At 71.9% G+C, this 25,257-nt stretch carries 26 protein-coding genes; 7 read left to right on the forward strand and 19 right to left on the reverse strand.

Annotation, left to right across the window (positions count from 1 at the left end; translation table 11 throughout):
• Nucleotides 1-59: 59 nt before the first annotated feature.
• The 5 genes from ACFQUV_RS13540 to ACFQUV_RS13560 all read right to left on the reverse strand — a co-directional run bounded on the left by ACFQUV_RS13540 (nt 60) and on the right by ACFQUV_RS13560 (nt 4,770).
• Nucleotides 60-857 carry an ABC transporter permease gene (locus tag ACFQUV_RS13540; protein WP_129610163.1) on the reverse strand — a complete coding sequence of 266 codons (798 nt, stop codon included), beginning with the start codon at nt 855-857 and terminating at the stop codon, nt 60-62.
• The gene (locus ACFQUV_RS13545) at nt 858-1,601 is read right to left on the reverse strand and encodes an ABC transporter permease (RefSeq protein WP_165364045.1); all 744 of its coding nucleotides are present in this window, start codon (nt 1,599-1,601) and stop codon (nt 858-860) included.
• An 8-nt stretch (nt 1,602-1,609) separates the two neighbouring features.
• Nucleotides 1,610-2,440, reverse strand: a complete 831-nt coding sequence (locus ACFQUV_RS13550) for an ABC transporter ATP-binding protein (protein ID WP_129610167.1) — start codon at nt 2,438-2,440, stop codon at nt 1,610-1,612.
• A 182-nt stretch (nt 2,441-2,622) separates the two neighbouring features.
• On the reverse strand, nt 2,623-3,363 hold the full coding sequence (locus tag ACFQUV_RS13555) for a GntR family transcriptional regulator (RefSeq protein WP_129610169.1): 741 nt from the start codon (nt 3,361-3,363) through the stop codon (nt 2,623-2,625).
• 201 nt (nt 3,364-3,564) lie between these two features.
• Complete coding sequence (locus tag ACFQUV_RS13560; protein ID WP_129610171.1) at nt 3,565-4,770, reverse strand: CaiB/BaiF CoA-transferase family protein; 1,206 nt, start codon at nt 4,768-4,770, stop codon at nt 3,565-3,567.
• 170 nt (nt 4,771-4,940) lie between these two features.
• Between ACFQUV_RS13560 and ACFQUV_RS13565 the strand changes: the two genes are divergently transcribed.
• Nucleotides 4,941-5,717: an alpha/beta fold hydrolase gene (locus tag ACFQUV_RS13565; RefSeq protein ID WP_129610172.1), complete on the forward strand. Its 777-nt coding sequence runs from the start codon at nt 4,941-4,943 to the stop codon at nt 5,715-5,717.
• Between the two features lie 51 nt (nt 5,718-5,768).
• Here the strand turns inward: ACFQUV_RS13565 and ACFQUV_RS13570 are convergent, their stop codons facing one another.
• Nucleotides 5,769-6,557, reverse strand: coding sequence for an IclR family transcriptional regulator (locus ACFQUV_RS13570; protein WP_155478380.1), 789 nt, complete (start codon nt 6,555-6,557; stop codon nt 5,769-5,771).
• A gap of 555 nt (nt 6,558-7,112) precedes the next feature.
• Here ACFQUV_RS13570 and ACFQUV_RS13575 point away from each other — a divergent pair.
• Nucleotides 7,113-8,108 (forward strand): Bug family tripartite tricarboxylate transporter substrate binding protein, encoded by a 996-nt coding sequence (locus tag ACFQUV_RS13575; RefSeq protein ID WP_378395027.1) that lies wholly within the window; start codon nt 7,113-7,115, stop codon nt 8,106-8,108.
• 119 nt (nt 8,109-8,227) lie between these two features.
• Here ACFQUV_RS13575 and ACFQUV_RS13580 read toward each other — a convergent pair whose 3' ends face one another.
• The 8 genes from ACFQUV_RS13580 to ACFQUV_RS13615 all read right to left on the reverse strand — a co-directional run bounded on the left by ACFQUV_RS13580 (nt 8,228) and on the right by ACFQUV_RS13615 (nt 16,548).
• Entirely contained in the window at nt 8,228-8,407 is a 180-nt protein-coding gene (locus ACFQUV_RS13580) for a hypothetical protein (protein WP_129610178.1), read from the reverse strand.
• Between the two features lie 286 nt (nt 8,408-8,693).
• Nucleotides 8,694-9,380 carry a TerC family protein gene (locus ACFQUV_RS13585; RefSeq protein WP_129610180.1) on the reverse strand — a complete coding sequence of 229 codons (687 nt, stop codon included), beginning with the start codon at nt 9,378-9,380 and terminating at the stop codon, nt 8,694-8,696.
• A 338-nt stretch (nt 9,381-9,718) separates the two neighbouring features.
• Nucleotides 9,719-10,120, reverse strand: coding sequence for a hypothetical protein (locus ACFQUV_RS13590; protein ID WP_129610182.1), 402 nt, complete (start codon nt 10,118-10,120; stop codon nt 9,719-9,721).
• 261 nt (nt 10,121-10,381) lie between these two features.
• Entirely contained in the window at nt 10,382-10,999 is a 618-nt protein-coding gene (locus ACFQUV_RS13595; protein WP_111384448.1) for a response regulator transcription factor, read from the reverse strand.
• Nucleotides 11,000-11,023: 24 nt separating this feature from the next.
• Nucleotides 11,024-12,769, reverse strand: coding sequence for an ATP-binding protein (locus ACFQUV_RS13600; protein ID WP_129610184.1), 1,746 nt, complete (start codon nt 12,767-12,769; stop codon nt 11,024-11,026).
• Nucleotides 12,770-12,954: 185 nt separating this feature from the next.
• Nucleotides 12,955-13,362, reverse strand: a complete 408-nt coding sequence (locus ACFQUV_RS13605) for a carboxymuconolactone decarboxylase family protein (protein ID WP_129610186.1) — start codon at nt 13,360-13,362, stop codon at nt 12,955-12,957.
• A gap of 161 nt (nt 13,363-13,523) precedes the next feature.
• Complete coding sequence (locus tag ACFQUV_RS13610; RefSeq protein WP_244601647.1) at nt 13,524-14,672, reverse strand: zinc-binding dehydrogenase; 1,149 nt, start codon at nt 14,670-14,672, stop codon at nt 13,524-13,526.
• A gap of 127 nt (nt 14,673-14,799) precedes the next feature.
• On the reverse strand, nt 14,800-16,548 hold the full coding sequence (locus tag ACFQUV_RS13615; protein WP_207211534.1) for a CocE/NonD family hydrolase: 1,749 nt from the start codon (nt 16,546-16,548) through the stop codon (nt 14,800-14,802).
• A 535-nt stretch (nt 16,549-17,083) separates the two neighbouring features.
• Here ACFQUV_RS13615 and ACFQUV_RS13620 point away from each other — a divergent pair.
• From ACFQUV_RS13620 to ACFQUV_RS13630, 3 genes are all read left to right on the forward strand, one after another.
• Nucleotides 17,084-17,569, forward strand: a complete 486-nt coding sequence (locus ACFQUV_RS13620; protein WP_129610187.1) for an MmcB family DNA repair protein — start codon at nt 17,084-17,086, stop codon at nt 17,567-17,569.
• Nucleotides 17,570-17,752: 183 nt separating this feature from the next.
• On the forward strand, nt 17,753-19,024 hold the full coding sequence (locus ACFQUV_RS13625) for a DUF898 family protein (protein ID WP_129610189.1): 1,272 nt from the start codon (nt 17,753-17,755) through the stop codon (nt 19,022-19,024).
• Nucleotides 19,025-19,026: 2 nt separating this feature from the next.
• Nucleotides 19,027-20,127, forward strand: a complete 1,101-nt coding sequence (locus ACFQUV_RS13630) for a M48 family metallopeptidase (protein WP_244601648.1) — start codon at nt 19,027-19,029, stop codon at nt 20,125-20,127.
• A gap of 18 nt (nt 20,128-20,145) precedes the next feature.
• Here ACFQUV_RS13630 and ACFQUV_RS13635 read toward each other — a convergent pair whose 3' ends face one another.
• From ACFQUV_RS13635 to ACFQUV_RS13655, 5 genes are all read right to left on the reverse strand, one after another.
• The gene (locus tag ACFQUV_RS13635; RefSeq protein WP_111385147.1) at nt 20,146-20,715 is read right to left on the reverse strand and encodes an ActR/PrrA/RegA family redox response regulator transcription factor; all 570 of its coding nucleotides are present in this window, start codon (nt 20,713-20,715) and stop codon (nt 20,146-20,148) included.
• 141 nt (nt 20,716-20,856) lie between these two features.
• Nucleotides 20,857-22,260, reverse strand: coding sequence for an ActS/PrrB/RegB family redox-sensitive histidine kinase (locus ACFQUV_RS13640; protein WP_129610191.1), 1,404 nt, complete (start codon nt 22,258-22,260; stop codon nt 20,857-20,859).
• 21 nt (nt 22,261-22,281) lie between these two features.
• A complete protein-coding gene (locus ACFQUV_RS13645; protein ID WP_129610193.1) occupies nt 22,282-22,542 on the reverse strand; it encodes a hypothetical protein in 261 nt (86 codons plus the stop codon).
• Nucleotides 22,543-22,573: 31 nt separating this feature from the next.
• Entirely contained in the window at nt 22,574-22,831 is a 258-nt protein-coding gene (locus ACFQUV_RS13650) for a BrnA antitoxin family protein (RefSeq protein ID WP_111385144.1), read from the reverse strand.
• Nucleotides 22,832-22,962: 131 nt separating this feature from the next.
• Nucleotides 22,963-23,151 carry a hypothetical protein gene (locus ACFQUV_RS13655; protein ID WP_129610195.1) on the reverse strand — a complete coding sequence of 63 codons (189 nt, stop codon included), beginning with the start codon at nt 23,149-23,151 and terminating at the stop codon, nt 22,963-22,965.
• Nucleotides 23,152-23,365: 214 nt separating this feature from the next.
• On the opposite strand from ACFQUV_RS13655, the gene ACFQUV_RS13660 reads away from it, so the two are divergent.
• Nucleotides 23,366-24,184, forward strand: coding sequence for an ABC transporter ATP-binding protein (locus ACFQUV_RS13660; RefSeq protein ID WP_129610196.1), 819 nt, complete (start codon nt 23,366-23,368; stop codon nt 24,182-24,184).
• Nucleotides 24,181-24,996, forward strand: a complete 816-nt coding sequence (locus ACFQUV_RS13665; protein WP_129610198.1) for an ABC transporter permease — start codon at nt 24,181-24,183, stop codon at nt 24,994-24,996. Before ACFQUV_RS13660 ends, ACFQUV_RS13665 begins: the two co-directional genes overlap by 4 nt.
• The last annotated feature ends 261 nt before the right edge of the window (nt 24,997-25,257 follow it).

A 25,257-nucleotide genomic window follows, 5' to 3' on the forward strand; every position in this document is an offset into this window, starting at 1 on the left:
TGTCGCCGGCCTTCTGTCGTTCGTTCACGGCCACCCGAGGCGGGGGCCGCAGGATCGGGTCAGATGATAACGCCTTGGCGCTGCTCCTCCTCGTGCCACACCAGGATAAATCGTCGCAGCCGCCGCAGCGCCGCCATCGCCAGGAAGCCCAGCACCCCGATGGCGACCAGGTGGGCGAACGCGCCGGCCGGGTCGGCGAGCCGCGTCGCCTCGATCAGCCCGCCGCCGAGCCCGCCGCCGCCGGTCAGCATCTCGGCGACTACCACGGCAATGAAGGCGATGGGCAGCGCCACCTGGAGCGCCGTCACGATCTGCGGCAGCGCCGCCGGCAGCACCACCCGCCACAGGAGGGCGCCCGGCCGGGTGCCGAGGTTCTCGGCCGACCAGATCAGATGGCGATCGACCCCGGCCGCCCCCGCCGCGGTGCCGGCGACGATCGGGAACACGCAGGACAGCACCCCGATGACGATCTTGGGCGTGTCGAAGACCCCGAACCACAGCACCAGAATCGGGAGCAGGCTGATCTTGGGCGACGGCAACGCGATCGACACCACGGGATCGAGCACCCAGCGCACCGTCCGCAGACGCGCCATGGCGATGCCGAGACCGACGCCGACCACCGCGGCGATGCCGTAGCTGACGGTGAGTCGCAGCAGCGTCGCGCCGGCGGCCGCCGGCAGCGTGCCGGCCGCAATCTCCTCGGCGAGCCGCACCACCACGGCACCGGGTCGCGGCAGCAAGAACGACGACACCAGGGCGAAGCGGGTCGCAATCTCCCAGGCGGCGAGAAGCAGCAGCGGCAGCACCGCCCCGAGGGCGGCATCCGCCAGGCGGGTGCGGCGATCGCGGCGCCCCATTCACGCCTCCCGCCAGCGCAGCAGCCGCCGGGTGGCGGCCAGGAGCACGCGGTCGGCCGTGAAGCCGAGCGCCATCACGGTGACTACCACCGCGAACATCGCCGGATAGGCGCCGGCCTCGCCCAGGAACGCGATGAGAAAGCCGAGGCCGCGGCGCGCCCCCACCATCTCGGCCGAGACCAGCAGCACGAAGCCGAGCGCCAGCGCCACCCGGATGCCGGCCAGGATGTCGGGCAGCGCGGCGCGCACCACTACGTCGCGAACGATCTCGGCGCGGCGCGCCCCCAGGCTGCGCGCCGACCACACCAGCGCCGGCTCGACCCCGCGGGCGCCGTTGTAGGCGCCGAGCACCACCGGCAGCAGGCAGCCGAGCACGATGACGGCGATCTGCGCCCCGTGGCCGAAGCCGAACCACACCAGGACGATCGGGATCAGGGCCGATTTCGGCAGCGGGTACAGGAAGGTGATCAGTGGCTGGACGAGCCGCTCGGCGGTCCGCGACAGCGCCATGGCGAGGCCGAGCGCGACCCCGGCGGCCACGCTGATGGCGAGGCCGGCGGTGGCGCGCCACAGGGACGCGGCGGCGTGCGGGAGCAGGTCGCCGTCAGCGGCGAGCCGCCACCACGCAGCGGCAATCGTGGTGGGGGCCGGAAGCAGCGCCGCCCCGACCAGGCCGAGCCGCACCGCCGCCTCCCAGGCGATCACCATCAGCAGCACCGGCAGGGAGCGGAGGAGCCAGTGCAACAGGCGCCTCATCGTGCGCCGCCCGCCTCGGTGGCGCCCATCGGGCCGACACCCGCTTCGGCGGCCCGCGCCTCCTCGCGCACCAGCGCCCAAACGTCCTCGCAACGTTCCGCGAAGGCGGCGCTGCGGATGACGGCACGATCGCGCGGGCGCGGCAGCCCGACCTCGACCAGCGCCTTGATGCGACCCGGCCGCGCCGTCATCACGGCGATGCGGTCGGCGAGCAGCACCGCCTCGTGGACGTCGTGGGTGACGAACAGCACGGTCTTGCGCCGTCGGCTCCAGATCGCCAGCAGCTCCTCCTGCATCAGGCCGCGGGTCTGGGCGTCGAGGGCGCCGAACGGCTCGTCCATCAGCAGCACGTCGGGCTGGGTGGCCAGCGTGCGGGCGATCGCCACCCGCTGCTTCATGCCGCCGGAGAGCTGCGCCGGATAGAGATCCTCGAAGCCCTCCAGCCGCACCATCTCGATGTAGCGCCGCGCCAGCGCGCGCCGCGTGTCGGCGTCGAGGCCGCGCTTGCGCTCCAGGCCGTACAGGATGTTCTGCCGAACCGTCTTCCACGGGAACAGGGCGAAGTGCTGGAAGACGACGCCGCGATCGGGTCCGGGGGGGCCGACCGGCCGGCCGTCGAGCAGGATGCGGCCGTCGGCGAGCGGCAGGAAGCCGGCGACGAGATGCAGCAGGGTGCTCTTGCCGCAACCGCTCGGCCCGACGACGGCGACGAACTCGTCCTCGGCGACGGCGAGAGACACGCCGTCGAGCGCCGGCACGGGCGCGCCCCCCGGCGGCGTGTAGTCATAGCGCACCGCGTCGAAGACGATCTTGCTTCGTCCCGCCATCCGGTTCCTTCGAGTCGTCGATCCGCCGGCCTGCGGCCCGGGCGGTGGCCCTCGTCAGGGGCGCCGCGTCCGCGGCGGCGGGCCGAGACCAGCCAGGACGCGAAGCCTAGCGAGCCGGCGCGCAACCCTGCAACGGCGCGACCATTGCGCGAAACGCAGTGATGCTCCGCGGAACGCGAAGGTCAGCGGCGCGCCTTGCGCTGCGGCAGATTCACCTCGAAGGTGAAGCGGTCGGCCCGCGCCAGGGTCACGCCGAGCATCAGCGGTGCCCCGGCCTTGGTGCTCATGGTGTAGTCGACCCGCATCATCGGCGCCCCGGCCGGCAGCCCGAAGCGGCTCGAATGCTCCTCGCCCAGCGCCGTCGAGGAGAACTCGCAGCGGAGATTGTCGATGGCGATCTTCCGCTTCTTGAGCAGGCGGAAGATGAAGTCGGCCGACAGGTCGTCGCGGAGCTGCTTGGCGAGCCGCGGCCGCAGATGCAGAATATGCAGCGCCACCGGCTCGTCGCTCGCAAAGGTGAGCTTCTGGTGGGTGAACACCTTGGAGCCCCGGGGCACCCGCAGCCGCGCCGCGATGTCGTCGTCCGCCGTGGTCTCGCTGAAGCCGATCTCCTCCAGCCGCGGCGTGAAGCCGGCGCGGGCGATCTCGTCGCCGATCGAGCGGTCGGGATCGCCGGCGAGCACCCGGTGAATACGCGGCTTCTCCTTGACGAAGACGCCGAGGCCCTGGTGGCCGCGGATCAGCCCCTCGTAGGTCAGCTCGGTCAGCGCCCGCCGGATGGTGATGGCGCTGACCTCGAACTCCTCCATCAGCTCGCTCAGGCTCGGCAGCCGCTCACCGGGCGGATAGGTTCCGCGCGCGATGCGGGCCCGCAAGGCCGTGGCGACGTCGTGATAGAGGAATGAGCGGCGAGTATTACGCATGGTGATAAAACTGCTGGGCCAGCCCGAAGCGAGCGGCCGCAAGTTCTCCTGATCGGGTGATGGTCCGGCGAATCGCCGAACCACTTGCGGAGCATTGATCGTTCTCTGCCACGGCAAGGACCGGGCTGTCGATTGCACTTTCGCGCACGGCGGCCATTATCCCGATGTTGCAGCCTGTCGCTGTGATCATGGCGAGGACCGTCACGGTGCGGTGCTGCGGAACAGCGGCAGGCCGGCGGCACGACGCGCCGCGATCTCCGCGTCGTCGGCGCCGAGCGCCGGCGACGCCGTTTCATAGGCGAGCGGCGTGCGCGAGAACAGGATCGGTGTGCGCACCCCGGGCACGCGGCCCGCCGCGGTGTCGGGCGCCGGCAGGTCGAGGCGCAGGCCGCGCGCCACCACCTGCGGATCGGCGAACACCTCGGCGACGTCGTGGATCGGCCCGGCCGGAACGCCGGCCGCCTCGAGCGCGGCGAGGAGTTCGGCGCGCGTCCGCCGCGTGGTCAGCGCCGCCAGCAGGGGCACGAGCGTGTCGCGGCCGGCGACACGGCCCGCATTGGTGGCCCACTGCGGATCGGCGGCGAGATCGGCGGCGCCCAGCACGTCACACAGGCGGCGGAACTGGCCGTCGTTGCCGACGGCGATCACCAGATGCCCGTCGGCGGCCGGAAACACCTGGTAGGGCACGATGTTGGGGTGAGCGTTGCCCATCCGGGCCGGCGACACGCCGGAGACCAGGTAGTTGAGCGCCTGGTTGGCGAGCACCCCGACCAGCGAGTCGAGCAGCGCCATGTCGATGTGCTGACCACGGCCGCTGCTGGCGCGCTCGATCAGCGCCGCCTGGATGGCGGCGGCCGCATAGAGCCCGGTGAAGATGTCCGCGAAGGCGACGCCGATCTTCATCGGCTCGCCGTCCGGCGCGCCGGTGAGATGCATGATGCCACCCATCGCCTGGACCAGGTAGTCGTAGCCGGCGCGGGCCGCATACGGCCCGGTCTGGCCGAAGCCGGTGATCGAGCAGTAGATCAGCCGCGGATTGAGGCTCGCGAGGCTGTCGTAGTCGAGCCCGTGGCGGGCGAGGCCGCCGAGCTTGAAGTTCTCGATGACGACATCGGCCTCGCGGGCGAGATCGAGCACCAGGGCGTGGCCCTCGGGGGTCTCGAAATCGGCCGTCACCGAGCGCTTGCCGCGGTTGGTGGCGTGATAGTAGGCGGCGGTGCCGCGGCCGCCGTCGCGCTCCGCCACGAAGGGGGGACCCCAGGTGCGGGTGTCGTCACCGACCTCCGGCCGCTCGACCTTGATCACCTCGGCGCCGAGATCGGCCAGGAGCTGCCCGGCCCACGGGCCGGCCAGGATGCGGGCGAGCTCGAGAACGCGAATGCCGGCGAGCGGAGACGAAGACGACATGACGGGCGACGTGAGCGAGCGATGGTGAGGCGGACGACGGTTGCGGACGACGGTGACGGGTCTCGATACGGTATGATAGCAAGGAAGCAGAAATCGGTTCCCGACGCGAGCCCGAACACCGCGGCGGCGAGGGATCATCACGCCACGAGATACCGTCGGATGGCTCACGCATGACGGATCTGCCGATTGCTCCCATCGTGCTGCACGCCGCCGGCTGGGGCACGCCGCTGGTGCTGCTGCACGGGCTCGGCACCGATCATCGATTTTGGGACGTCGCGGCGCCGCTCGCGGACGTGTTCCGGCTGGTGCGCTACGACCTGCCCGGCCACGGCGCCACGCCGGTGCCGGCCGAGCCCTACGGCATCGAGGATCTGTCGCAGCAGCTCGCCGACCTGTTCCGGGCGCAGGGGATCGGCCGCGCCCATGTGGCGGGCTGGTCGCTGGGCGGGCTGGTGGCACTGCATTTCGCGGCGCATTTCCCGGCGCTGGTCGACCGGCTGGCGCTGATCGGCACGGTGCCGCGCTATCCGGCCGAGCTGCGCGCCGGCTGGGCCGCGCGGGCCGCGGCGGTGCGCCGGAACGGTGTCGCGGCGCTCGTCGACGACCTCATGCCGATCTGGTTCTCGGACCGGGCGGTGCGCGAGACGGAACCGCCGGTGCAGACCGCACGCGCGATGCTGGCCGCCGCGCCGGCCGAAGGCTATGCGCTCGCCTGCGAGGCGCTGGCCGCCGCCGATCTTCTCGCCGAGGCGCCGCGCGTCACCGCCCGCACCCTGGTGGTGAGCGGCGGCGACGATGTGGCGAGCGTGACCGAGGCGGCGCACTGGCTCGTCGCAACCCTGCCGCACGCGACCGCCGCGACGATTCCCGGCACGCGCCACGCCGCCGTGCTGGAGCGCCCCGAGGCGGCGTTGCGGCTGCTGCGGGACTTCTTCACCGCCGACTGAGCGGCACCCGCCCGGGCGCGAGCGGCCGCCGCGGCTCGCACGTCGCCTCCCTCAGGAGGGGCCGCGATAGCCGATATTGGCCGAGATGCGGCGGCCGGCCTCGACGATGCGCCGGATCTGCTCGGCGGTCGGACGCGCCGGCATGAACTGCATCAGGTCGATGATCGCGACCGTGCCGACGAGCCCGCCGGTGGCGTCGAAGATCGGCGCCGCCAGCGCGTTGACGCCGACGACGGCCTGGCTCGGCGCGATCGCCCAGCCCTGCTTCTTCACCTGCTTGAGCTCGTCGCGCAGCGTCGCCGGATTGGTCACCGTATGGGGCGTGTTGGCCGGCAGCGTCTTGCGCAGCAGCTTCTCGCGCGGCGCCTCGGGGCCGAAGGCGAGCAGCAGCTTGCCCTGGGCGGTGGCGTGCGCCGGCAGCAGCGAGCCCGGCTTGACGCCGATCTCGAACGGCTGCGTCCCCGCGATGGTGGACAGCACGCGCAGGCCGGCGAGCTCGACCTCCGACAGCGTGACGGCATGACCGAGGCGGTCGCGCAGCTCCTCCATCACGGTGCGGGCGGCGCTCATCAGCTCGAAGTTCTCGCTCACCACGCGGCCGAGCGCGATCAGCCGACCGCCGGTCCGGTAGCGCTCCGTCTCGGTCTCCTGGATCACGTAGCCGGCCGACATCAGCGTCTGCAAATGTCGATAGATGCGGCTCTTGGTGGTGCCGAACACCCGAGCGAGATCGGTCACCCCGACGGTCGATCGACGTTGGGCGAGGTATTCGAGAATCTGGAGAGCAAACACCACGGCTTGTACGCCGTCACCGGGCTGCGACCCTGAGATCCGCGGCATCGGAATGCACGCTCCTGCTGGTCGACGACGGGCGGCGCCCGCGCGGCCCGTCCTCACGCTTGCCCGGCATCGCAGCCGGGCGGTTCTCGCCGCCACGCGGGCCGGCACGGCGGCGAGCCGAGCCGGGCGCGGCGGCGAAAAGTCGGCTGCTCCGCGGGTGCACACCGGCCTCTCGTCGTCGTATGGATCAGCTTCACGCAAATCACAAGCGCGCCTCGGCGTCGCAACGCCGCACCCCGTCCCCCGCCCCGCCGCCCAACGCGCGCGCCGGACGGGCGGGGCAACGTCGAGGGCTGCCGTTCTGCTGGGCGAACCCGGGTTGCGGAGAGGGTTGTGACCGTTCCCGTCCACAGCAGACCGGCGCGGTCGGGAATCGAGCGCGCCCGCGGGCCGATGGCCGGCGGCCCGCTGGAGCGGCCGGACGCGGGCGGCTCGACACGCCCCGCCGTATCGGCTCCAATCGGTTCTGGGGGCGACCGCCGCGGTCCCGCGCAGGCGGCGCCCCCGCCGACAGCGCCGAATGCAGTCGCGCGCATCGCAACTCCGGAGTCCCCCATGCACGCCCCCCCGTTTGCCGCCATCGCTCGTGCCGTCGCCCTCGCCGTCGCCGTCGCCACCGTGGTCGCCGCGGTCGGTGGCAGCGCGGCGGCGCAGAGCTGGCCGGCCCGCCCGGTCACCCTGGTGGTGCCGTTCGCGCCCGGCACCACCTCCGACGTGCTCGGCCGCGCGCTGGCCGAGCATCTCGGCCGCAGCCTCGGCCAGACCGTGGTGATCGACAATCGCAGCGGCGCCGGCGGCAATATCGGCGGCGCCGCCGTCGCCAAGGCGGCCCCGGACGGCTACACGGTGCTGCTCGCCACCACCGGGCCGGCCGCCACCAACAAGCTCATGTACAAGGAGATGAGCTACGATCCGCAAAAGGACTTCGCTCCCGTGGTGCTGATCGGCCGCTCCCCCGTCATCGTGGTGGCGCGACCGCAGCTTCCGGCCGACACGCTCGCCGGCCTGGTGGCGCTCGCCAAGGCCAATCCCGACAAGATCACCGCCGGCTTTCCGGGCAACGGCACCCTCGGTCACATCACCGGGCTGCTGCTGATGGCGCGCGCCGACGTCAAGCTCGGCCAGGCGCAATATCGCGGCAGCGTGCCGATCATGACCGACTTGCTCGGCGGCCACATCGACGTCGGCATGGACTCGATGGCGGCCTATGTGCCGAACATCCGCGAGGGCAAGCTGAAGGCGCTGGCGATCGCCGGGGCGACGCGGTGGAGCGGGCTGCCCGAGGTGCCGACCGCGGCGGAGTCCGGGCTGCCGGGCTTCGAGGCGGCGGTGTGGTACGCGCTGCTGGTGCCGACCGGCACGCCCGCCGCGGTGGTCGAGCGGCTGAACGCCGCCACCAACGGCTTCCTCGCCACCGACGCGGCGAAGCGGATGTTCGAGCAGCTCGGCGTCGTGGCGGCCGGCGGCACGCCGCAGGATCTGGCCGCCTACACGGCGGCCGAGATCCAGAAGTGGGGGCCGATCATCAAGGCGGCCGACATCTCGTTCTGAGACGGCGGCTCGTTCTGAGACGGCGGCAGCACTCTCGGACTGCATCCTCCGTCATGGCCGGGCTTGGTCGTGGGCGCCGCCGGGAGCGCGGCCGCGTCGGCGCGGCTGTGCCCGCCTCTTCAGTCCGGCCGCGGCGCGTCGTCCTCCGGCCGGGTCACCACATGGCCGCAGCGCTTGCATTCATACGAGACCAGCGCCGGATTGGCGCCGAGGCGCGGCACGCTGCGCGCGTATTGCATCCGCGCGCCGCAGACGACGCAATGGGGCCGGCGCACCGGACTGTCGTCGGAGGGAGTCATGACCGCACACCATCAGGGCGGCGTATTCCAATGCCGTTTCGGCGGCGGACTCAATTCCGGGCAGTTACCTAGCCCGACCCCTGCCCGGACCAGGCCGCAGCCGCGTCGAACCAGCCGCCGCGGGCGGCCCGGGCCGCCGGAGTTCGGCCGGCGGACCATCCATCGACCCCGCACGCCGGGCTCGCGCTGGAGCGGTATCCGATCCAACGGGATCGGCCCCGCTCCAAAAGTGCTTATTTGATCGCATTTTCGACGGCGAACCGGGTCCCACTTCGCCGGGCAGGCGCTACCCGGCGGTCTCGACCATGCTGGCGACGATCGGCCAGACCTCGTGGGCGCCGCGCCAGATCATTTCCAGCGACACGTAGAGAATGACGGCAAGGCCCACATAGGCGATCCAGCGGTGCCGCTGGAGCAGCGACGCGATGTAGTTGGCCGCGATGCCCATCAGGGCGATCGACAGCACCAGGCCGAAGATCAGCACCCACGGATACTCGCGGGCCGCGCCGGCGACCGCCAGCACGTTGTCGAGCGACATCGAGACGTCGGCGATGACGATCTGCCAAGCCGCCTGGGCGAAGGTCTTGCGGCGTCCGACCGCGGTGACCGATCCGTCGGCATTGATGCGCACGTCGTCGATGCGGCCACTGTCGTCGGACGAGACGACGTGATGCGCCTGCAACTCGCGCCACATCTTCCAGCACACCCACAGCAGCAGAAGGCCACCGGCGAGCAGCAGGCCGACGATCTGAAGAAGCTGCGTGGTGGCTGCCGCGAAGCCGATGCGCAGCAGCGTGGCGGCGCCGATGCCGAGCAGGATCGCCCGGGCCCGTTGCTCGGCCGGCAGACCCGCGGCGGCGAGGCCGATGACGACGGCGTTGTCGCCCGCGAGCACCAGGTCGATCATCACGACCTGGGCCAGCGCGGTCAGCGCTCCGCTCGTCAGGACTTCGTTGCCCAGTATCTCCCACATCCGGTCGATCTCCTCCTGTTGTGGCGCCCGTCACGGGCGCTCGCATGGGAACGGGAGGACACCGGAGGCTGGACGGTGCGCACCACGGCAGACCATGCGGCGGCGGACCACGAGACCACCGACCGCACCATGGCGGACCGTACGGCGAGCCATACGACAAAGCCCCACAGCGAGGCGACCTCGCTGCGGCGCTCGCGCACGCCGATCGAAGAGACAGTCAGCACCGGGCCACTCCCAGACGTTCAGTCCGACATCGCAGCGGTGAGCTGCCAGAGGGGCCCGGACCGATCAGGGCAGGTTCCCTACAGGAACCCGCACCGACTTTCAACGGACGATCGTCACGGCGCCATCGCGACCAGCGTATGGTTAAAGGCCGTGACCACATGCTCGGCTTCGCTCAGCATGGCGGCCGAGAACCCGAGCAGCGCCAGCACACCGGCGACATCCCAGGCGGAGACGTCGCCGCGCCGCGGGGCCTTACCGACCCACGCCGTCAGGGCGAGAACGCCGGCGGCCGCGAGCGCCACCAGGCTCAGCGCCGGCAACGCCAGATCGCTCGGCAGCAGCCGTGCCCCGATCAGGGCCAGCGCCACCGCCGCCAGCGCCAGAATGCCGAACCCCTCGGGCCCCGCCACGTCGCGGCGCGAGGCGAGATCGGGCCGCGAGACGTCGCGCCAACCTTTGTCGCGCCAACCTTTGTCGCGCGAAGCGTTGTCGCGCCAAGCGTTCACGAGCGACATGACACGCTCCAGACTGCCGGGCTTCCACATCGGACCGCTCCGATCATGAACCCCCGCATCGCTCCCGGTGCCGAATCGGGCCGGCCGATGTCGCGAGGAACCGTCCCATCGGCCGACACCGTCCCGACACGAGGCCGGTATTGGAGAAAGGTAGGAACTCGCCGCGCATTGCAAAATCCGCATCGCGCGGGGCGTAGATCTACGGGGCGGACCACGGCGCGGTCACGAGCAGGCTCTGCGGTCCCCGAATCCCAGCCGCGATCAGGGGGCGAGGCGGCCGAGGCGGATCGCCTGACGCACTAGCACGGCGACGCTCTCGGCCTCCATCTTGTCCATGATCTCGGCCCGATAGCTCTCGACTGTCCGGGTGCTGATGGCGAGCTTGGCCGCGATGGCGTGGCTGGTGTAGCCCTCGACCACCAGATCGAAGATCTCGATCTGCCGCGGCGTCAGCCGCTTGAAGCGCACCGCGAGCGATTCCTTCGAGCGCTGCGCCGCGAACTCCTGGAAGGTGCGGGCGAGCGCCCGGTTGATGGCGGCGACCAGCGCGGTGTCGTCGATCGGCTTCTCGATGAAGTCGTCGGCACCGGCCTTGATGGCGGCGACCGCCATGGCGACGTCGGCATGGCCGGAGATCAGCACGACGGGCAGGCGGACGCCGCGGCGCGCCAGCTCGCGCACCAGCGCGATGCCGTCGGTGCCGGGCATGCGGACATCGGCGACCACGACGCCGACCCGCACGGCCTCGAGCTCGGCCAGGAAGGCATCGGCGGACGGAAACGTCTCCACCGCGAAGCCGAACACGCTCAGCAGCTCGCCGAGCGAATGGCGAACCGACTCCTGGTCGTCGATCACGAAGATGGTGGCGGCGGGGGTCATCGGGCGGGTGTCATGCGGCGGAGGTCATCCGGACGGGGTGGTGGCGACGGTCGGCAGGGCGACGCGAAACTCCGTGGCACCCGGCGCGCTCGACTGCAACCAGATGTGGCCGCCATGCGCCTCGACGATGGAGGCGCAGATCGCGAGCCCCAGCCCGAGGCCATCGTCCTTCGACGTGGTGAGCGGCTCGAACAGATGCGCCGCGAGATGCGGCGGCACCCCGGGGCCGTTGTCGGTCACCGCGATCTCGACGCGCGGCGGATCGCTGCGGGCCGCCACGGCGATGCGGACGAGACCGCCCGGCCGCTTGCGGTCTCCCGGCGGGCGCGGCGCCGCGGCGATCGCCTCGACGGCGTTGCGCACCAGGTTGAGCAGGACCTGCTGGAGCTGGACGCGATCGCCGGCGATCGCCGGCAGGTCGGCGATGGCGTCGGCCGACAGGTCGGCCGAGAGATCGAGGGCGACCTCGACCGCGTGGGCGCGAGCATCGGCGCCGGCGATTGCCAGCACATCGTCGAGCAGGGCGGCGACGGCGATCGGCTCGCGCACCGGGGCGCCGCGGCGCAGGAAGTCGCGCATGCGGCGGATCACCGTGCCGGCCTGATCGATCTGGGCGACCGCGTTGGCGAGATTGGCCTCGGCGCGGGCGAGGTCGCCGCCCGGCGTCTGCACGATGTGCTGGGCCGCGCGGGCGAGCGCCCGGGCGGCCGTCATCGGCTGGTTGATCTCGTGGGCGAGCGCCGACGCCATGCTGCTGACCAGGCTGAAGCGCGCCGCCCGTGCCGCCTCGGCCTCCTTGGCCTTGGCCCGCGCCTCGGCGGCCCGCGCCAGGGTCTCGGCGGTGCGCCGCTCGCCCACCACCACGCCGGCGACGAGGCCGGTCGCCGTCAACACCCCCATCAGGGCCTGATACTCGGTGAAGGCGCGCACGTCGTGGCCGTGCAGATGGAGCAGCGCCACCAGCCCGAGCTGGACCCCGGCGAGCGCCAGGCAGGCGCCGTCCAGGCCGTGGCGCACGGCGGCCGCCACCACCGGCAGAGCGAGCAGGTGGAAATACTTGAAGCCGTCGGGACGGCCGCTCGCGGCGACCAGCCACAGGCAGGCCGCGATCACGAGCGCACCAGCCGCGGCCTCGGCCACCACACCGGCCCCGAAGGCCAAGCCCCCCTTGCGCCGGGCGGCGACCAGCCGCAGCGTCAGCGGGGTGATGACGGCGATGCCGAGCACGTCGCCGACCAGCAGCGGGACCGTGGTGGCGAGCACGTCCTGGACGCCGAGCTCGCCGAAGCCGATCAGCAGCAGGGTCAGCAGAAGCGCCACCAGCGCGGCCCCGGCGAGGCCGGCTCCGAGCAGCAGCAGCACGTCGCGCAGCCGCGCCAGCCCGACATCGAGCCGGAACAGCCGCAGCGCCACCGTGCCGGCGGCCGCGTAGCAGGCCGTCTCGATGGCGGCGACCGCCACCACCAGCGGCCACGACAGCGCGGTGTCGACCACCAGCACCTCGGCCAGCACGATGCCGGCGAACAGCACGGCGGCGGCCGGCGGCCCGTCGAGCACGATCAGCGCGAAGACGACGCCGAGCCCGGGGTTCCACGGCGTCGCCGGCAGCCCCTTCACCTCGTGCAGGAAGCCGAGCCATTCGAGCCCGAGATAGACCACGACCGCGGCGAGGCCGACCGGCAGGGCGCGCAAGGCGCCGGCGGCGCCATCCGGCCCCGCCGGGGTCGCCGGGCGGGTCACGGCCGTCTCGGGCGACGGCGGGCGATTCATCGAACGCGGCTCATCGAACGCAGCTCATCGAACGCGGCTCATCGAGGACGGCTCGCCGGCCGGCAGACCGTCGGACGGGACGTCGGACGGCATTGCAGCACGCGGACCGCCTGCCGGAAACCCCGCCGCGAAGCAAATCGGCGCCCGCCCGGCGTGCCCCTCAGCACGCGGGCCGGCGATGCGCTTCAGCCGGCCGCATCCGCACCATCGGCGAGCAGCCCCAGCTCGCGCAGCACCCGCTCGGCCTCGCCCATGGCGTGATTGCCGGCCGGCACGCCGCAATAGAGGGTCGACTGGAGAATGATCTCCTTGATCTCTTCGACCGAGAGGCCGCCCTCGAGAGCAGCCCGCACATGCAGCCGGAACTCCTCCCAGCGGCCGAGCGCGATCATGGTGGCGAGCACCATGCAGCGGCGCGTGCGGTGATCGAGGCCCGGCCGCGTCCAGATCTCGCCCCACACGATGCGGGTGATCATCTCCTGAAAATCGGAATTGAAGGCGTTGCGCCGGTCGAGCGCGCGATCAACCCAGGCGTCCCCCAGCACGGATCTGCGCGCAGCCAGCCCCTTCTCGTAGCGGTCGTCGGCCGTCATGCAGGTCCTCCCGGAAAACCTCGGTCGGTCACGGCCGGGTTCGTCCGGCCATCCGCGGTGTTGTTTCGAGGAGGCGTACAAGACGTGGATGCCCGCGACAAGCGCGGGCGTGACGACGGGAGAGGAAGGCTGCGGCTGTCGTCACTCTACTCCGCCGCCGCCTATCCGCGCCCGACCCGGCCGGCGACGCCGCCATGCGGGGTGACCACCACCTTGATGGCGCCGTCGCGCTTCTCCTTGGCGGTGGCCAGCGCGGTCGGCAGGTCGTCGAGCGGGAACGTGTGGGTGATCAGCGGCGTCGGGTCGAACTTGCCGTCCCGGATCAGGGCGCAGGCGCGGTGGACGGCACGCTTGCCTTCGCCGCGGATGCCGAACAGCGCGATGTTGTCGCGCACCAGCCGGCCGACATCGACCTGCGTGCTCTCGGCCGGGAACGCTGCCAGGCAGACGCGGCCGCCACGGCTCGCCATGGCGATCGCCTGGCCGACCGCCACCGGGGCGCCCGAGCATTCCACCACATAGTCGGCGCCGTGGCGCCCGACGATCGCCTGCACGGCGGCGACCGCGTCGCGATCGCGCACGTCGACCACATGGTCGGCGCCGAGCCCCTTGGCGATGGCGAGGCGCTGCGGCGACAGGCCGGTGACCACCACGGGCGAGGCGCCGAGCGTCTTGCCCACCGCGGCGACGAACAGCCCGATCGGCCCCTCGCCGATCACCACCAGGCTCTCGCCGGCGACGAGACCGCCGAGCTCGGTCAAGGCATACATGGCGGTGCCGGCGGTCACCACCAGGGTGCCCAGCGCGTCCGGGATGGCGTCGGACAGCTTGGCCATGGTGTTCACATGGTTCACCTGATAGCCGCAGAAGCCGCCGTCGGTGGTGAAGCCGTTGGCCCGGTGCCCCTTGGCGCGGTCGCCGTAGTTCAGGCACGCCGTATAGAGGCCGGCCCGGCAGCGCCGGCACTGGCCGCAGCCGGCATGGATCTCGACCGCGACGCGGTCCCCGATGGCGAACTCGTCGACATGCGGACCGAGCGCCACCACGGTGCCCATGTATTCGTGACCGGGCGTCCAGTTCTTGTGGAACGGCGGGCCGCCGTCGACGATCGCCGGCCAGCCATACCAGATGTTGTCGATGTCGCTCGGGCAGATGGCGATGGCGTCGATGCGCAGCAGCACCTCGGCGCGGCCCGGCACCGGCACCGGCTTGTCGACCCGGCGAACCTCGCCGGGGCCGTCCAGCACCCAGGCCATCATCGTGTCGGGAACCGGAAACGCCGCACTGGTGGTCACGCCGTCCGCCGCCATGATCCGTCCCTCCCGGGCCCGCATTGCACCGGCCGCATGGTACGCGACGGCGGCCTCCGGGCGGGAGGCGCGATCCCGCCCAGGCAGATCTGCGGTAGAGGCGGAGCCGCGGCGGCGCGCGCGGCCGTTACGGGATGATCGGCAGCAGCAGATGGGCAGGCCGCTGCGGGCCGGCATGCAGCGTCACGTCGCCGCCGAACACCTGTGGCGGCCGGTCGCGCGGATCGTCGTGGCGGAACGGCCCCACGCCCGTCCAGCCGCGCCCCAGCGTCTCCAGTCCGCCGGCCGGCTCGCCGCCCCACTGGTAGTCGCGGCCGCGCACGCTCAGCGCGATGCGATAGCCCTTCGGCAGCACCACGCAGGTCGGCCACACCTCGACATCGACCTCGTAGATCTCGCCCGGCACCATCGGCTGGCTCTCGTCGTGGGTGTGATAGGGCCGGTACGGGCGCGACAGCGCCGGATCGAGCTTGCGGTGCGAGACCCGCAGCCACCCTTGCGCGATGGGCGTGTGCGGATCGAGCGCGCCCTGAAACACCACCTCCTTCATGTCGGGCGCGAAGGCCCGCACGACGAGGAACAGATCGGCGTCCTCGGTCGAGGACGACACGAACAGCTTGGCGGCGATCGGCCCGGTGATCTCGGTCTCCCGCTCCAGCGGGGGCGTCATGAAGGTGACGCCGTCGCCGAGCCCCGCATAGGTGACCCGAGCGTCCTTCGCCGGCGGCGCCTCCGACAGCGCGAAGCCCGTCGGATCGAGATGGAGCGTCGTCCACCGGGTGCGCGCCAGCGGCCATTCGGACTCGGCCCGCGCGACGTAGCGCTCGCCGACATGGCGCACCTGGAGCAGCACGCGCGGCTGCTCGCTCCAGCCGGTGTCCTCACCCTTCAGGAAGTGGCCGAAGAATCGCTTCTGGAGCGCCACGCCGTAGTCCGTGTAGAAGTGGGTCCAGTGCTCCAGCCCGTGGCATTCGAGCCACTTCTGCGACGACGCGGAGCGCATGAAGCCTTCGAAGTTGCCGCGCGGATGCAGGCCCTGCCCGCCCCAGTTGGCGGCCGACAACAGCGGCGTCTCGACCTTCGACCAGTCCGGCATGCGCGAGCGCCAGTACGGATCGGTGTCGAGGCGCGCCGCGACGCAGTCGCTGGTGAAGTCGCGGCGGTTGGCGCCGAGCTCCTCCTCGGTCAGCGTCTCGGGACCCGACACCCAGTCGCCGGTCATACGGCTGCGGAAGCCGCGGGTGCCGCGGCCGTTCTGGAGCGTGTAGACCTGCGAGCGCGACCAGCCGTCGACGAAGCCGTTGCACAGGATGCCGCCGTGGCGAGCCATGTCGCGGTAGAAGTCGGCGGCGCCCTCCCAGGTGCAGATGGCGGCCAGGTGCTTCGGCTGCAACGCCGCGCACTGCCACTGGTTCATGGCGTAATACGAGATGCCGTTGAGGCCGACCTTGCCGCTCGACCACGGTTGCACGCCGGCCCATTCGACGCAGGCGGCGAGATCCCGCGCCTCGCGTCCCGACCAGATGTCGAGCACGCCCGGCGAGCGGCCACAGCCGCGGCTGTCGACCCGCACCACCACGTAGCCGTCCGGCACCCACTTCTCGGGATCGACCACCTCCCAGCACTGATACTTGTTGGTGGAGCCGGTGGGCACCTCCGGGTGCGTCTCGCACATGATGCGCCACTGGTCCTTGTACAGATCGTCGAAGTGCAGCCACTTGCCGTACGGGCCATAGGTGAGGATCACGGGCCAGCGGCCTTCGGCGAGCGGCCGATAGACATCGCAGCGGAGCACCACGCCGTCGTCCATCGGGATCGGCGCGTCCCAGTCGATCCGCATGCCGTCACGGACGTCGCTGACTTCGCGGTAGCTCATCGTGTCCTCGCTGCTTCTCGTTGGCGGATTGGACGGGGGCGCGCCGTCGGACGCACCACCATGGGAACGGACGGCTGCGGGTCGTGGTCGATGCGGAGCGGAGCGATCCGCGTCAGCCGCATTGCTGCAAGCACGGCGGCATCATCGAGCCGGAGCGAACGGGCGCAGCGCCCGGTGGCTGACGCGGGATCATGCTTCCTCCGTGCCCGGTTCTTATTATTATACAAACTTGCCGAACCGTTGGCTGATCGACCGCCGTCACGCTAATCGATCACACCGGCTTTGCAAAGACGCAGGGTGATGCCGCGCATCGGCGCGATCGTACGAGATCCGGCTGATCGACGCGGCGGTCATTCCGGAAGCCGCGACGCGGCTATCCAGAACCCAGCCGAGAGCTTCGAGCCTGCCGCTGGATTCCGGGCTCGCCGCGGAGCCTGCGCCCGGACGGCGCGAAGCGCCGATCCGGGTGCGGCGCCCCGGAACGATGGCGCCGCGAGAGGTTCACCCGCCCGCCGGTCCGTGGCATGGTCGGCCGATGCCGACCGCCCCCGCCCTGATTCTCCCGGTCGACGGCCGCCAGTCCGCGACGGCGCTCGCGGTCGCACGCGGCACCGGCCGGCTGCTGGCTTCGCTCGGCTTCGCCTGCGTCGGCGAGCTGCCGCTGGCCTCCGGGCGGCGGGCCGACCTGGTGGCGCTCGGCCGTGACGGCACCGTCTGGATCGTCGAGATCAAGTCCTCGGTCGAGGACTTCCGCGCCGACCACAAATGGCCGGACTACCGGCTTCACTGCGACCGCCTGCTGTTCGCCACCAGCCCGGCGGTGCCGGTGGAGATCTTCCCCGAGGACGCCGGCCTGATCGTCGCCGACGGCTTCGGGGCGGCGCTGCTGCGCGAGGCGCCGGAGCATCGGCTGCACGCCGCCACCCGCAAGAGCATGACGCTGGCCTTCGCGCGCGCCGCGGCGCTGCGGCTGCAAGGGCTCGCCGACCCGCAGGGCCGCTTGCTCGACGTCGATCTCTGACCCGACAAGGGCCGAACCCCGCCCCCCGCTCGGGCGACAGACGGCGGGACGTCGGCCTCGACGCTTGGTCCCGGCTCCTCGTCCCACCGTGGGCTCCCGGCCTGCGCCGCAACCGTTCGGTCCCACCGCCGGATCTGGTAGCATGCGACCGGATCGGCGGGCCGGTCCCGACACGAGGCACCCATGCACACCCTTCCGGACCCGTTCACATCGCCGCCCGGCGGCGGCGCGCCGCCGGCCGCCCCGGGGGCTGCCGCCGACCCGATCGCCGATGCGGCGCCGGTGGGCTTCACGGGGCTGCGTGGCGACTTCGCCTGGCTGGTGCTGATTGGCGGCGTGCTCCAGCTCCTCACGGTCGGCTTCTATCGGTTCTGGCTCGTCACCGACATCCGCCGCCACCTGTGGCGGCACACCCGGCTCGGCCCCGACGCCTTCGAGTACACCGGCACGGCGCGTGAGCTGCTGATCGGCTTCCTGTTCGCCCTCGCGGTGCTGGCCCCCATCTATGTCCTGTACTTCCTCGCCGGCCTGATCGCCGAGGAGGCGGAGGCGTTCGCCAGCCTGCCGCTGGTGCTGGTGCTGTATGTCTTCGGCCAGTACGCGGCGTTCCGTGCCCGGCGCTACCGGATGACGCGCACGGCGTTGCGCGGCCTGCGCTTCTGGATGACCGGCTCGGGCGCAGCCTATGCGGCGCGCGCCGCCCTGTGGGATGCCGCCACGGTGCTGACGCTCGGCCTCGCCTATCCGTGGCGGGCCGCCGCGCTGGAGCGCTACAAGATGCGCCACACCTGCTACGGCGATCTCGCCGGCGACTTCGTCGGCACCGGCTGGCGGCTGTTCCTGCGCGGCGCCTGGATCTGGCTCGTCGGTCTTCTGGCGGTCGCTGGAACGGCGGTGGGCGCGGGCGCGCTGCATGCCGCCGATGCCTTCGGAACCCTGCCGGCCGAGGCCGAGATGGGCGTCGCCGGCGTGCTCGGCCTCGCATTGCTGCTGGTGCTGCTGTCGCTCTATCCGCTGTTCCGGGCGACCGAGCTGCGCTGGCGGCTCGAAGGGGTGCGGTTCGGCCCGGTGGCGCTCCGCTGCACGCTGCGGCGACGCACCGTGCTCGGCTGCTACGCCGCCCTGCTCGCCGCCACGCTGCTGATCGCCATCGCCGGCACCGCGGTGCTCGGGATCGCCGCGGTGGCGATGCCCGATCGTTTCGCCGGACTGGCGGCCGGCAGCACGTCGGGTCAGCTCGCCGCCTTCGTGGTGATCGCCGTCACCTATCTCGCGGTGCTCGCCGCCTTCGGCATCGCCAAGCGGGTGTTCGTCGATCGGGGCGTGTGGGTGGCGGTGGTCGCCGCCACCACGGTGAGCGGGCTCGCGGCGCTCGACCACGTCAAGGCGGCCGGGGCGGCCGCCGGCAGCCTCGGCGAAGGGCTCGCCGACGCTCTCGACGTCGGGGCCGTGTGACCGTGGCGGACGGCGACCCGGACGGCGACGCGATCTTCTGGGACGGCGTCGTGGCGAGGCGCCGCCCGGTGACGGTGCGGCTCGCCGCCGCGGGCGTCGAGATCGTCGAGAACGGCGTCGTGGTCGACCGCTGGGCCTATGGGGATCTGCGCCAGCACGACGGCGGCGACACGGCTCGCTTCGGCTGCACCAGCGCCGAGGAGCTGGCCCGCCTGGAGATCACCGACGCCGGCGTCGCGGCGGCGCTCGCGGCCCGGGCCCCGCGGCTCCACCCGTCCGACCCCAAGCGCGGCCGCCAGCGGCTGCGCATCGTCGTCGGCTCGCTCGCGGTGGCGGTGTCGCTCGTCCTCACCAGCCTCTACCTGCTGCCGCTCGCCGCCGACCGGCTGGTGCCGTTCATCCCCATCGCCTGGGAGGAGCGGCTGGGCGGCATCGCCGACCAGCAGGTGAAGAGCCTGTTCGGCGCCGAGACCTGCACGGCGCCGGCCGGCGTCGCGGCACTCGATCGCCTCGCCGCCCGGCTCGCCGCCGCCGCGGGGGGAAGCTCCGAGGCGGGAGCGCCCGGCGCGATCCGGATCGCCGTCCTGCGCTCCGGTGTCGAGAACGCGGTGACGCTGCCGGGCGGGCGCATCTACCTGTTCGACGGGCTTTTGCGGCTCTCCCGCGACCCCGATGAGGTGGCCGGCGTGCTGGCCCACGAGATCGGCCACGCGCGGGCGCGCGACGGGCTGCGCAGCCTGATCCGGGCCGGCGGCACGTCGTACCTGCTCGGCCTTCTGTTCGGCGACGTCTCCGGCTCGTCCGCGGTGGTGTTCGCGGCACGACTCCTGGTCGACTCCTCGCATTCGCGCGAGGCCGAGCGCGCCGCCGACGCCGAGTCGGCCCGCATCATGGCGGCGCTCGACCGCCCGGCCAGCCCGATGGCGGCGTTCCTGCTGCGGGTGACAGGGGCAAAGAAGGGCCGCGAAATCAGCCTGCTGCTCAGTCATCCGCTGAGCGAGGAGCGTCTCGCCGCCTTGAAGACGATCGACCGCCCGGCGAGCGGCCCACCGCTACTGGATGAGACCGAGTGGGCGGCCCTCAAGGCGATCTGCGGGCAGTGAGTGCGGCGCGCACCGCCCCTACTTGGGCGCCCGCTTGGCGAGAATGCGCTGGAGGGTGCGGCGGTGCATGTTGAGCCGGCGCGCCGTCTCCGAGACATTGCGGCCGCACAATTCGTAGACGCGCTGGATGTGCTCCCAGCGCACCCGGTCGGCCGACATCGGATTCTCGGGCGGCTCCGGCTTCTTGCCTTCGCCGGCCAGCAGCGCGGCCGCGACCTCGTCGGCATCGGCCGGCTTCGACATGTAGTCGAAGGCGCCGAGCTTCACGGCGGTCACCGCCGTGGCGATGTTGCCGTAGCCGGTGAGCACGACACCGCGGGCGTCGGGTCGGCGCTTCTTCAGCGCCGAGATGACGTCGAGGCCGTTGCCGTCGCCGAGCCGCATGTCGACCACCGCAAAGGCGGGCGGATGGCGCTCCACCTGCTGGAGCCCATCCGCCACCGACTCGGCGGTCACCACCGTGAAGCCGCGCGCCTCCATGGCGCGGGCGAGCCGCTGCGAGAACGACTTGTCGTCCTCGACGATGAGCAGTGATCGCTCGGTCGCGGGCGCCGGTGCGGGAGCAGGTGACGACGCGGCATCCACCATCGCGAAATTCCTCGGCTGACTGCCCGGCCGGCCCGAAGCCCGGCGCGGTGTTCGGCAAGCTGCCCGGTCCGACACGAAATTGCGCCTGACCTGATGTCGCACCCGACAGCCCTATCCAGATAGGGGGAGGCCGCGTGGCTCTCAAGGGCCGCGTGACGCGGCGGCGGCGACGCCGGACGGCGCCGCGTCGCCGGGCGCAGCATCGAGATCGTCGTCATCCGCCTCGTCGCCCCTCCACAGCGGCTCCGGCGGCCGCTCGAAATCGGCCCGCTCCCAGTGGATGCGGATGATGGCGCCGCGCTGGGGGAACTTGCGGTTCTGGAGCGACAGCCGGGCGCCGGAGCGCTCCAGCAGCGTCTTGGCGATGAAGAAGCCGAGACCGAGGCCGGGCGAGTCCTCGCCCTTGCGGCGGCCGCGCCGGCTGGTGACGTAGGGCTTGCCCAGACGGTCCATGATCTCGGGCGGGAAGCCGGGCCCGTCGTCCGAGATCATGATCCACACCGAGTCGGCGTTCCACGACACCGCCACCTCGACCCGCTCACGGGCGAAATCGGCGGCGTTCTCGACCAGGTTGCCGAGCCCGTAGAGGATCGCCGGGTTACGGGCGCCGACCGGCTCCGGCCCGCCCTCCGACGGCATTACCACGTCGATCGCCGCCTCGCCGGTGCGGTGCGGCGCCACCACATCCTCGACCAGCGCCGAGATCGGCATGCGGGCGAACATCTCGCCCGGCTCGGGGAACTCCGACAGCTTGCCGAGGATCTCGCGGCAGCGCTGCGCCTGCTGGCGCAAGAGGCGAATGTCGTCGAGAATCGGCGAGCCGGGATCGAGCTCGCGCTCCAGCTCCTTGGCGACCAGCAGGATGGTGGCGAGCGGGGTGCCGAGCTCGTGGGCGGCGGCGGCCGCGAGACCATCGAGCTGCGAGAGGTGCTGCTCGCGCGCCAGCACCAGCTCGGTCGCCGCCAGCGCCTGGGTCAGCTTGCGCGACTCCTCGGTGATCTGGCTCGCATAGACGCTGATGTAGCCGATGGCGAGCGCGATCGCGAGCCACACGCCGAACACGTAGATCCACGGCAGCTCGAACGTCCCCTCGCCCGGCCACGGCAGCGGGAAGTAGACGAACATCAGCAGCGTGGCGCACGAGATCGCCAGCATGCCCAGCACGAGGGTGAGCCGCGCCGACAGCACGCTCGCCGAGATCAGCACCGGGCCGATGAACAGGAGCGCGAAGGGGTTCTGGAGCCCACCGGTGAGAAACAGCAGGATCGCCAGCTCGGCGATGTCGATGCCGAGCAGCAGCGCCACGCCGTCGGCGCCGAGCCGCACGTCGCCGCGATAGCGCCACAGCAGATAGACGTTGAGCGAGCCGTAGAGCACCACCACGGCGAAGCCGACCCAGAACAGCACCTCGCTGACCAGGCTGTCGTGCACGATCAGCACGGCGGCGAGCTGCCCGAACACGGCGATCCAGCGCAGCCGCACCAAGGTGTCGAGGCGAACGCGGCGGGCCGAATCGTCGTCGGGATCGATGATGGTGGTCGGCATGGGGACCCGCGGCGGGGCCGGTCAGCTACGCCGGCCCTGATCCTGTTGCGTCTTCAGCCATTCCGAGAGGGTGGCGGACGACTTGCCGGACTTGCCGCGAGTGCTCGCCGGCTTGCCGGTCCGGGCCGGGGCCGACTTGGCGGGGGCGGCCGGCTCGACGCCGTCGCGGGCGAGCCGCAGGGCGCGCAGCCGCTCGGTCTTCTCGCGCAACGCCTGCGCCTCGCGCTCGTAGATCGGCACCGACTTGCCGCCGTCGGAACGGTCCTTGGACCGATCGCTCATGTCACAGCTCCGTCGCAGGTGGGCCTCGGGCTCACAGGTCGAGCGCCTTGCGCAGCGCCGCGTTGATCCGGTCCTGCCAGCCCGGGCCGGTCGCGCGGAACCGTTCGAGCACGTCCTGGTCGATGCGCAGGGTGACCTGCTCGCGCACGCCGGGGATCGCCGGCGCCGTCCTGGGCGGCTCCGGCCCCGGAGCGGGCTTGCTGGTGACCGCCTTGAAGGCCCGCTCGGCCGCCTGGCGCGCATCCTGCCCGCGCCGCGTGTCTTGCGGACGTCGTGGCCTGTCGATCATTGGCGGTGCCCTCGTGCTCACCGCGGGCTCGCCGCCCGGGGCGCCGCCATCCTGGCACATCGGCGCGCCGCACAGTAGCGCCGTCGTGGCCGCATGTGGGCAAGTCCGGGAGAGCACGCAGCCGTCCGGGCTCACGCCGGGTGGCCGTCGCCCGGCGTCGTCGGCGTCTTCTTGGCCCGCTGCGGTGTCATCGGGGCGGGCTGGAGCCGCGGGCTGCCCTTCGGTCCGCCGAGCTCGGCGCGGGCGCGATCATCCTCGGTCGGGCGGTCGTCCGCCGGATCGACGGCCGGGTCCGGACCACGTCGGGGCGTGTCCTGCATGGGCGCACTCCTGCTGCTGTGCTCTGGCGGTCACCGGGAGCCGTCACGGCGACGCTCGCCCCCGTCGGGGTCAACCCGCCGCCGCCGGCGCGGTTCGCCCGCGGCCGACCCCGCCACCGTAGTGCCGCCGCCGGAGCGGAGCCGCCACACCGGCGGCGGCGCGGCGGCCTGCGCCCTTGCGCCCGCGGCTCGCGCCCCTACATTCGCCGGACCCATGCCCGAAGCTCCCGCCATCGCCGTCGACCGGCTCGTCAAGCGCTACAAGACCGGCACTGCGGTGGACGGCATCTCGTTCGCGGTGGCGGCCGGCTCGGTCACCGGGCTGCTCGGCGGCAACGGCGCCGGCAAGACCACCACCATCGCGATGATCATGGGGCTGGTGATGCCGACCTCCGGCACCGTGCGGGTGCTCGGCGCCGCGATGCCGGACGAGCGCTACCGCGTGCTGCACCGGATGAACTTCCAGAGCCCCTATGTGGAGATGCCGCTGCGGCTGACGGTGCGCCAGAACCTCGCGGTGTTCGCCCAGCTCTACGGCGTCGACGATGTCGCCCGCCGGATCGGGCGGCTCGCCGAGGATCTCGACCTCGTCGACCTGCTCGACCGCCCGACCGGCAAGCTCTCCGCCGGCCAGAAGACCCGCGTGGCACTCGCCAAGGCGCTGCTCAACCGGCCGGCCCTGATGCTGCTGGACGAGCCCACCGCCTCGCTCGATCCCGACACCGCCGACTGGGTGCGGACCCGGCTGGAAGACTACCGCCGCGCGACCGGCGCCACCATTCTGCTCGCCTCCCACAACATGGCCGAGGTGGAGCGGCTGTGCGACCGCGTCATCATGATGAAGCGCGGCCGCATCGAGGACGACGACACGCCCGCCGCGCTGCTCGCCCGCTATGGGCGCGACACGCTGGAGGAGGTCTTCCTCGACGTCGCTCGCGGCCGGGCCGAGGCCGGACCGCGCCCGGCCGAAGAGACCCGTCAGGCGGAAAGCGACGCGCGGACCGAGAGCGCCCCGCACGAGGCGGCGCGATGAGCCACGGCGGCGAGTGGACCGTGTCGGGGGCGCGCGTCGGCGCGCTGGTGCGGCGTTACTGGTACCTGCTGCGCTCGTCCTGGCCCCGGCTCCTCGATCTTGTTTACTGGCCCGCCGTGCAGATGCTCATGTGGGGCTTCCTGCAAACCTACATGGCACAGGCGGACGGCACCCTGGCCCGCACCGGCGCCACCTTCCTGGGCGCCGTGCTGCTGTGGGACATCCTGTTCCGCGGGCAGATCGGCTTCTCCATCTCCTTCCTCGAGGAGATGTGGTCGCGCAATCTCGCGAACCTCATGATGAGCCCGTTGCGGCCGGTCGAGTTCGTCGCCGCGCTGATGATCATGAGCGTGATCCGGCTCGCCATCGGCATCGTGCCGGTGTCGCTGATGGCGATCGCCTTCTTCGGCTTCAACCTGTGGGGGATGGGGCTGGCGCTCGCCGCCTTCTTCGTCAACCTGATCCTGACCAGCTGGGCGGTCGGCCTGTTCACCGCGGGCGTGCTGCTGCGCAACGGGCTCGGCGCCGAGAACCTGGCCTGGACGCTCATGTTCCTGCTGCTGCCGCTGACCTGCGTCTACTACCCGGTGGCGGCGCTGCCCGGCTGGCTCCAGGCGGTCGCCTGGACGCTGCCGCCGACCTATGTGTTCGAGGGCATGCGGGCCCTGATGCTCGACCACGTCTTCCGCGCCGACCTGATGGCCTGGGCGCTCGGCCTCAACCTGGTGCTGATCACCGGCGCCGCCGTCGCGTTCCTGGCGCTTTTGCGCAGCGCCCGCCACCAGGGCTCCCTGCTCCAGATGGGGGAGTAGCCGCGCCCCTGCCGCTCCCTCGCCGTCCCACCCTGGCGTCGGCCCGCCCCCGCGCCGGGTTCCGGTGCATCCGCCACCGCTTGTTCCGGTCGAAGGGCCGCCCGGACCGCCGCTCTTCCGGCATTCCCGCACCTGATGCGCCATAACGCCGGGGCGACAATTTTTCTTCTTTTCGATGACGTGACGGTAGATTTGACGTTGCGCAATGCAGCAATGCACGGCAGCATTGATCAAACATAAAAACATACGTCCGAGGCGAGC

This window comes from Rhodoplanes sp. P11 (assembly GCF_964266735.1).
Lineage (GTDB): Bacteria > Pseudomonadota > Alphaproteobacteria > Rhizobiales > Xanthobacteraceae > Rhodoplanes > Rhodoplanes serenus.

Bases quoted from the DNA above. Each gene is read 5' to 3' on its own strand.
- ACFQUV_RS13540 (WP_129610163.1), bottom strand. From the start codon at position 857: ATGGGGCGCCGCGATCGCCGCACCCGCCTGGCGGATGCCGCCCTCGGG.
- ACFQUV_RS13550 (WP_129610167.1), bottom strand. From the start codon at position 2,440: ATGGCGGGACGAAGCAAGATCGTCTTCGACGCGGTGCGCTATGACTAC.
- ACFQUV_RS13555 (WP_129610169.1), bottom strand. From the start codon at position 3,363: ATGCGTAATACTCGCCGCTCATTCCTCTATCACGACGTCGCCACGGCC.
- ACFQUV_RS13560 (WP_129610171.1), bottom strand. From the start codon at position 4,770: ATGTCGTCTTCGTCTCCGCTCGCCGGCATTCGCGTTCTCGAGCTCGCC.
- ACFQUV_RS13565 (WP_129610172.1), top strand. From the start codon at position 4,941: ATGACGGATCTGCCGATTGCTCCCATCGTGCTGCACGCCGCCGGCTGG.
- ACFQUV_RS13570 (WP_155478380.1), bottom strand. From the start codon at position 6,557: ATGCCGCGGATCTCAGGGTCGCAGCCCGGTGACGGCGTACAAGCCGTG.
- ACFQUV_RS13575 (WP_378395027.1), top strand. From the start codon at position 7,113: ATGCACGCCCCCCCGTTTGCCGCCATCGCTCGTGCCGTCGCCCTCGCC.
- ACFQUV_RS13580 (WP_129610178.1), bottom strand. From the start codon at position 8,407: ATGACTCCCTCCGACGACAGTCCGGTGCGCCGGCCCCATTGCGTCGTC.
- ACFQUV_RS13585 (WP_129610180.1), bottom strand. From the start codon at position 9,380: ATGTGGGAGATACTGGGCAACGAAGTCCTGACGAGCGGAGCGCTGACC.
- ACFQUV_RS13590 (WP_129610182.1), bottom strand. From the start codon at position 10,120: ATGTCGCTCGTGAACGCTTGGCGCGACAACGCTTCGCGCGACAAAGGT.
- ACFQUV_RS13595 (WP_111384448.1), bottom strand. From the start codon at position 10,999: ATGACCCCCGCCGCCACCATCTTCGTGATCGACGACCAGGAGTCGGTT.
- ACFQUV_RS13600 (WP_129610184.1), bottom strand. From the start codon at position 12,769: ATGAATCGCCCGCCGTCGCCCGAGACGGCCGTGACCCGCCCGGCGACC.
- ACFQUV_RS13605 (WP_129610186.1), bottom strand. From the start codon at position 13,362: ATGACGGCCGACGACCGCTACGAGAAGGGGCTGGCTGCGCGCAGATCC.
- ACFQUV_RS13610 (WP_244601647.1), bottom strand. From the start codon at position 14,672: ATGGCGGCGGACGGCGTGACCACCAGTGCGGCGTTTCCGGTTCCCGAC.
- ACFQUV_RS13615 (WP_207211534.1), bottom strand. From the start codon at position 16,548: ATGAGCTACCGCGAAGTCAGCGACGTCCGTGACGGCATGCGGATCGAC.
- ACFQUV_RS13620 (WP_129610187.1), top strand. From the start codon at position 17,084: ATGCCGACCGCCCCCGCCCTGATTCTCCCGGTCGACGGCCGCCAGTCC.
- ACFQUV_RS13625 (WP_129610189.1), top strand. From the start codon at position 17,753: ATGCACACCCTTCCGGACCCGTTCACATCGCCGCCCGGCGGCGGCGCG.
- ACFQUV_RS13635 (WP_111385147.1), bottom strand. From the start codon at position 20,715: ATGGTGGATGCCGCGTCGTCACCTGCTCCCGCACCGGCGCCCGCGACC.
- ACFQUV_RS13640 (WP_129610191.1), bottom strand. From the start codon at position 22,260: ATGCCGACCACCATCATCGATCCCGACGACGATTCGGCCCGCCGCGTT.
- ACFQUV_RS13645 (WP_129610193.1), bottom strand. From the start codon at position 22,542: ATGAGCGATCGGTCCAAGGACCGTTCCGACGGCGGCAAGTCGGTGCCG.
- ACFQUV_RS13650 (WP_111385144.1), bottom strand. From the start codon at position 22,831: ATGATCGACAGGCCACGACGTCCGCAAGACACGCGGCGCGGGCAGGAT.
- ACFQUV_RS13655 (WP_129610195.1), bottom strand. From the start codon at position 23,151: ATGCAGGACACGCCCCGACGTGGTCCGGACCCGGCCGTCGATCCGGCG.
- ACFQUV_RS13660 (WP_129610196.1), top strand. From the start codon at position 23,366: ATGCCCGAAGCTCCCGCCATCGCCGTCGACCGGCTCGTCAAGCGCTAC.
- ACFQUV_RS13665 (WP_129610198.1), top strand. From the start codon at position 24,181: ATGAGCCACGGCGGCGAGTGGACCGTGTCGGGGGCGCGCGTCGGCGCG.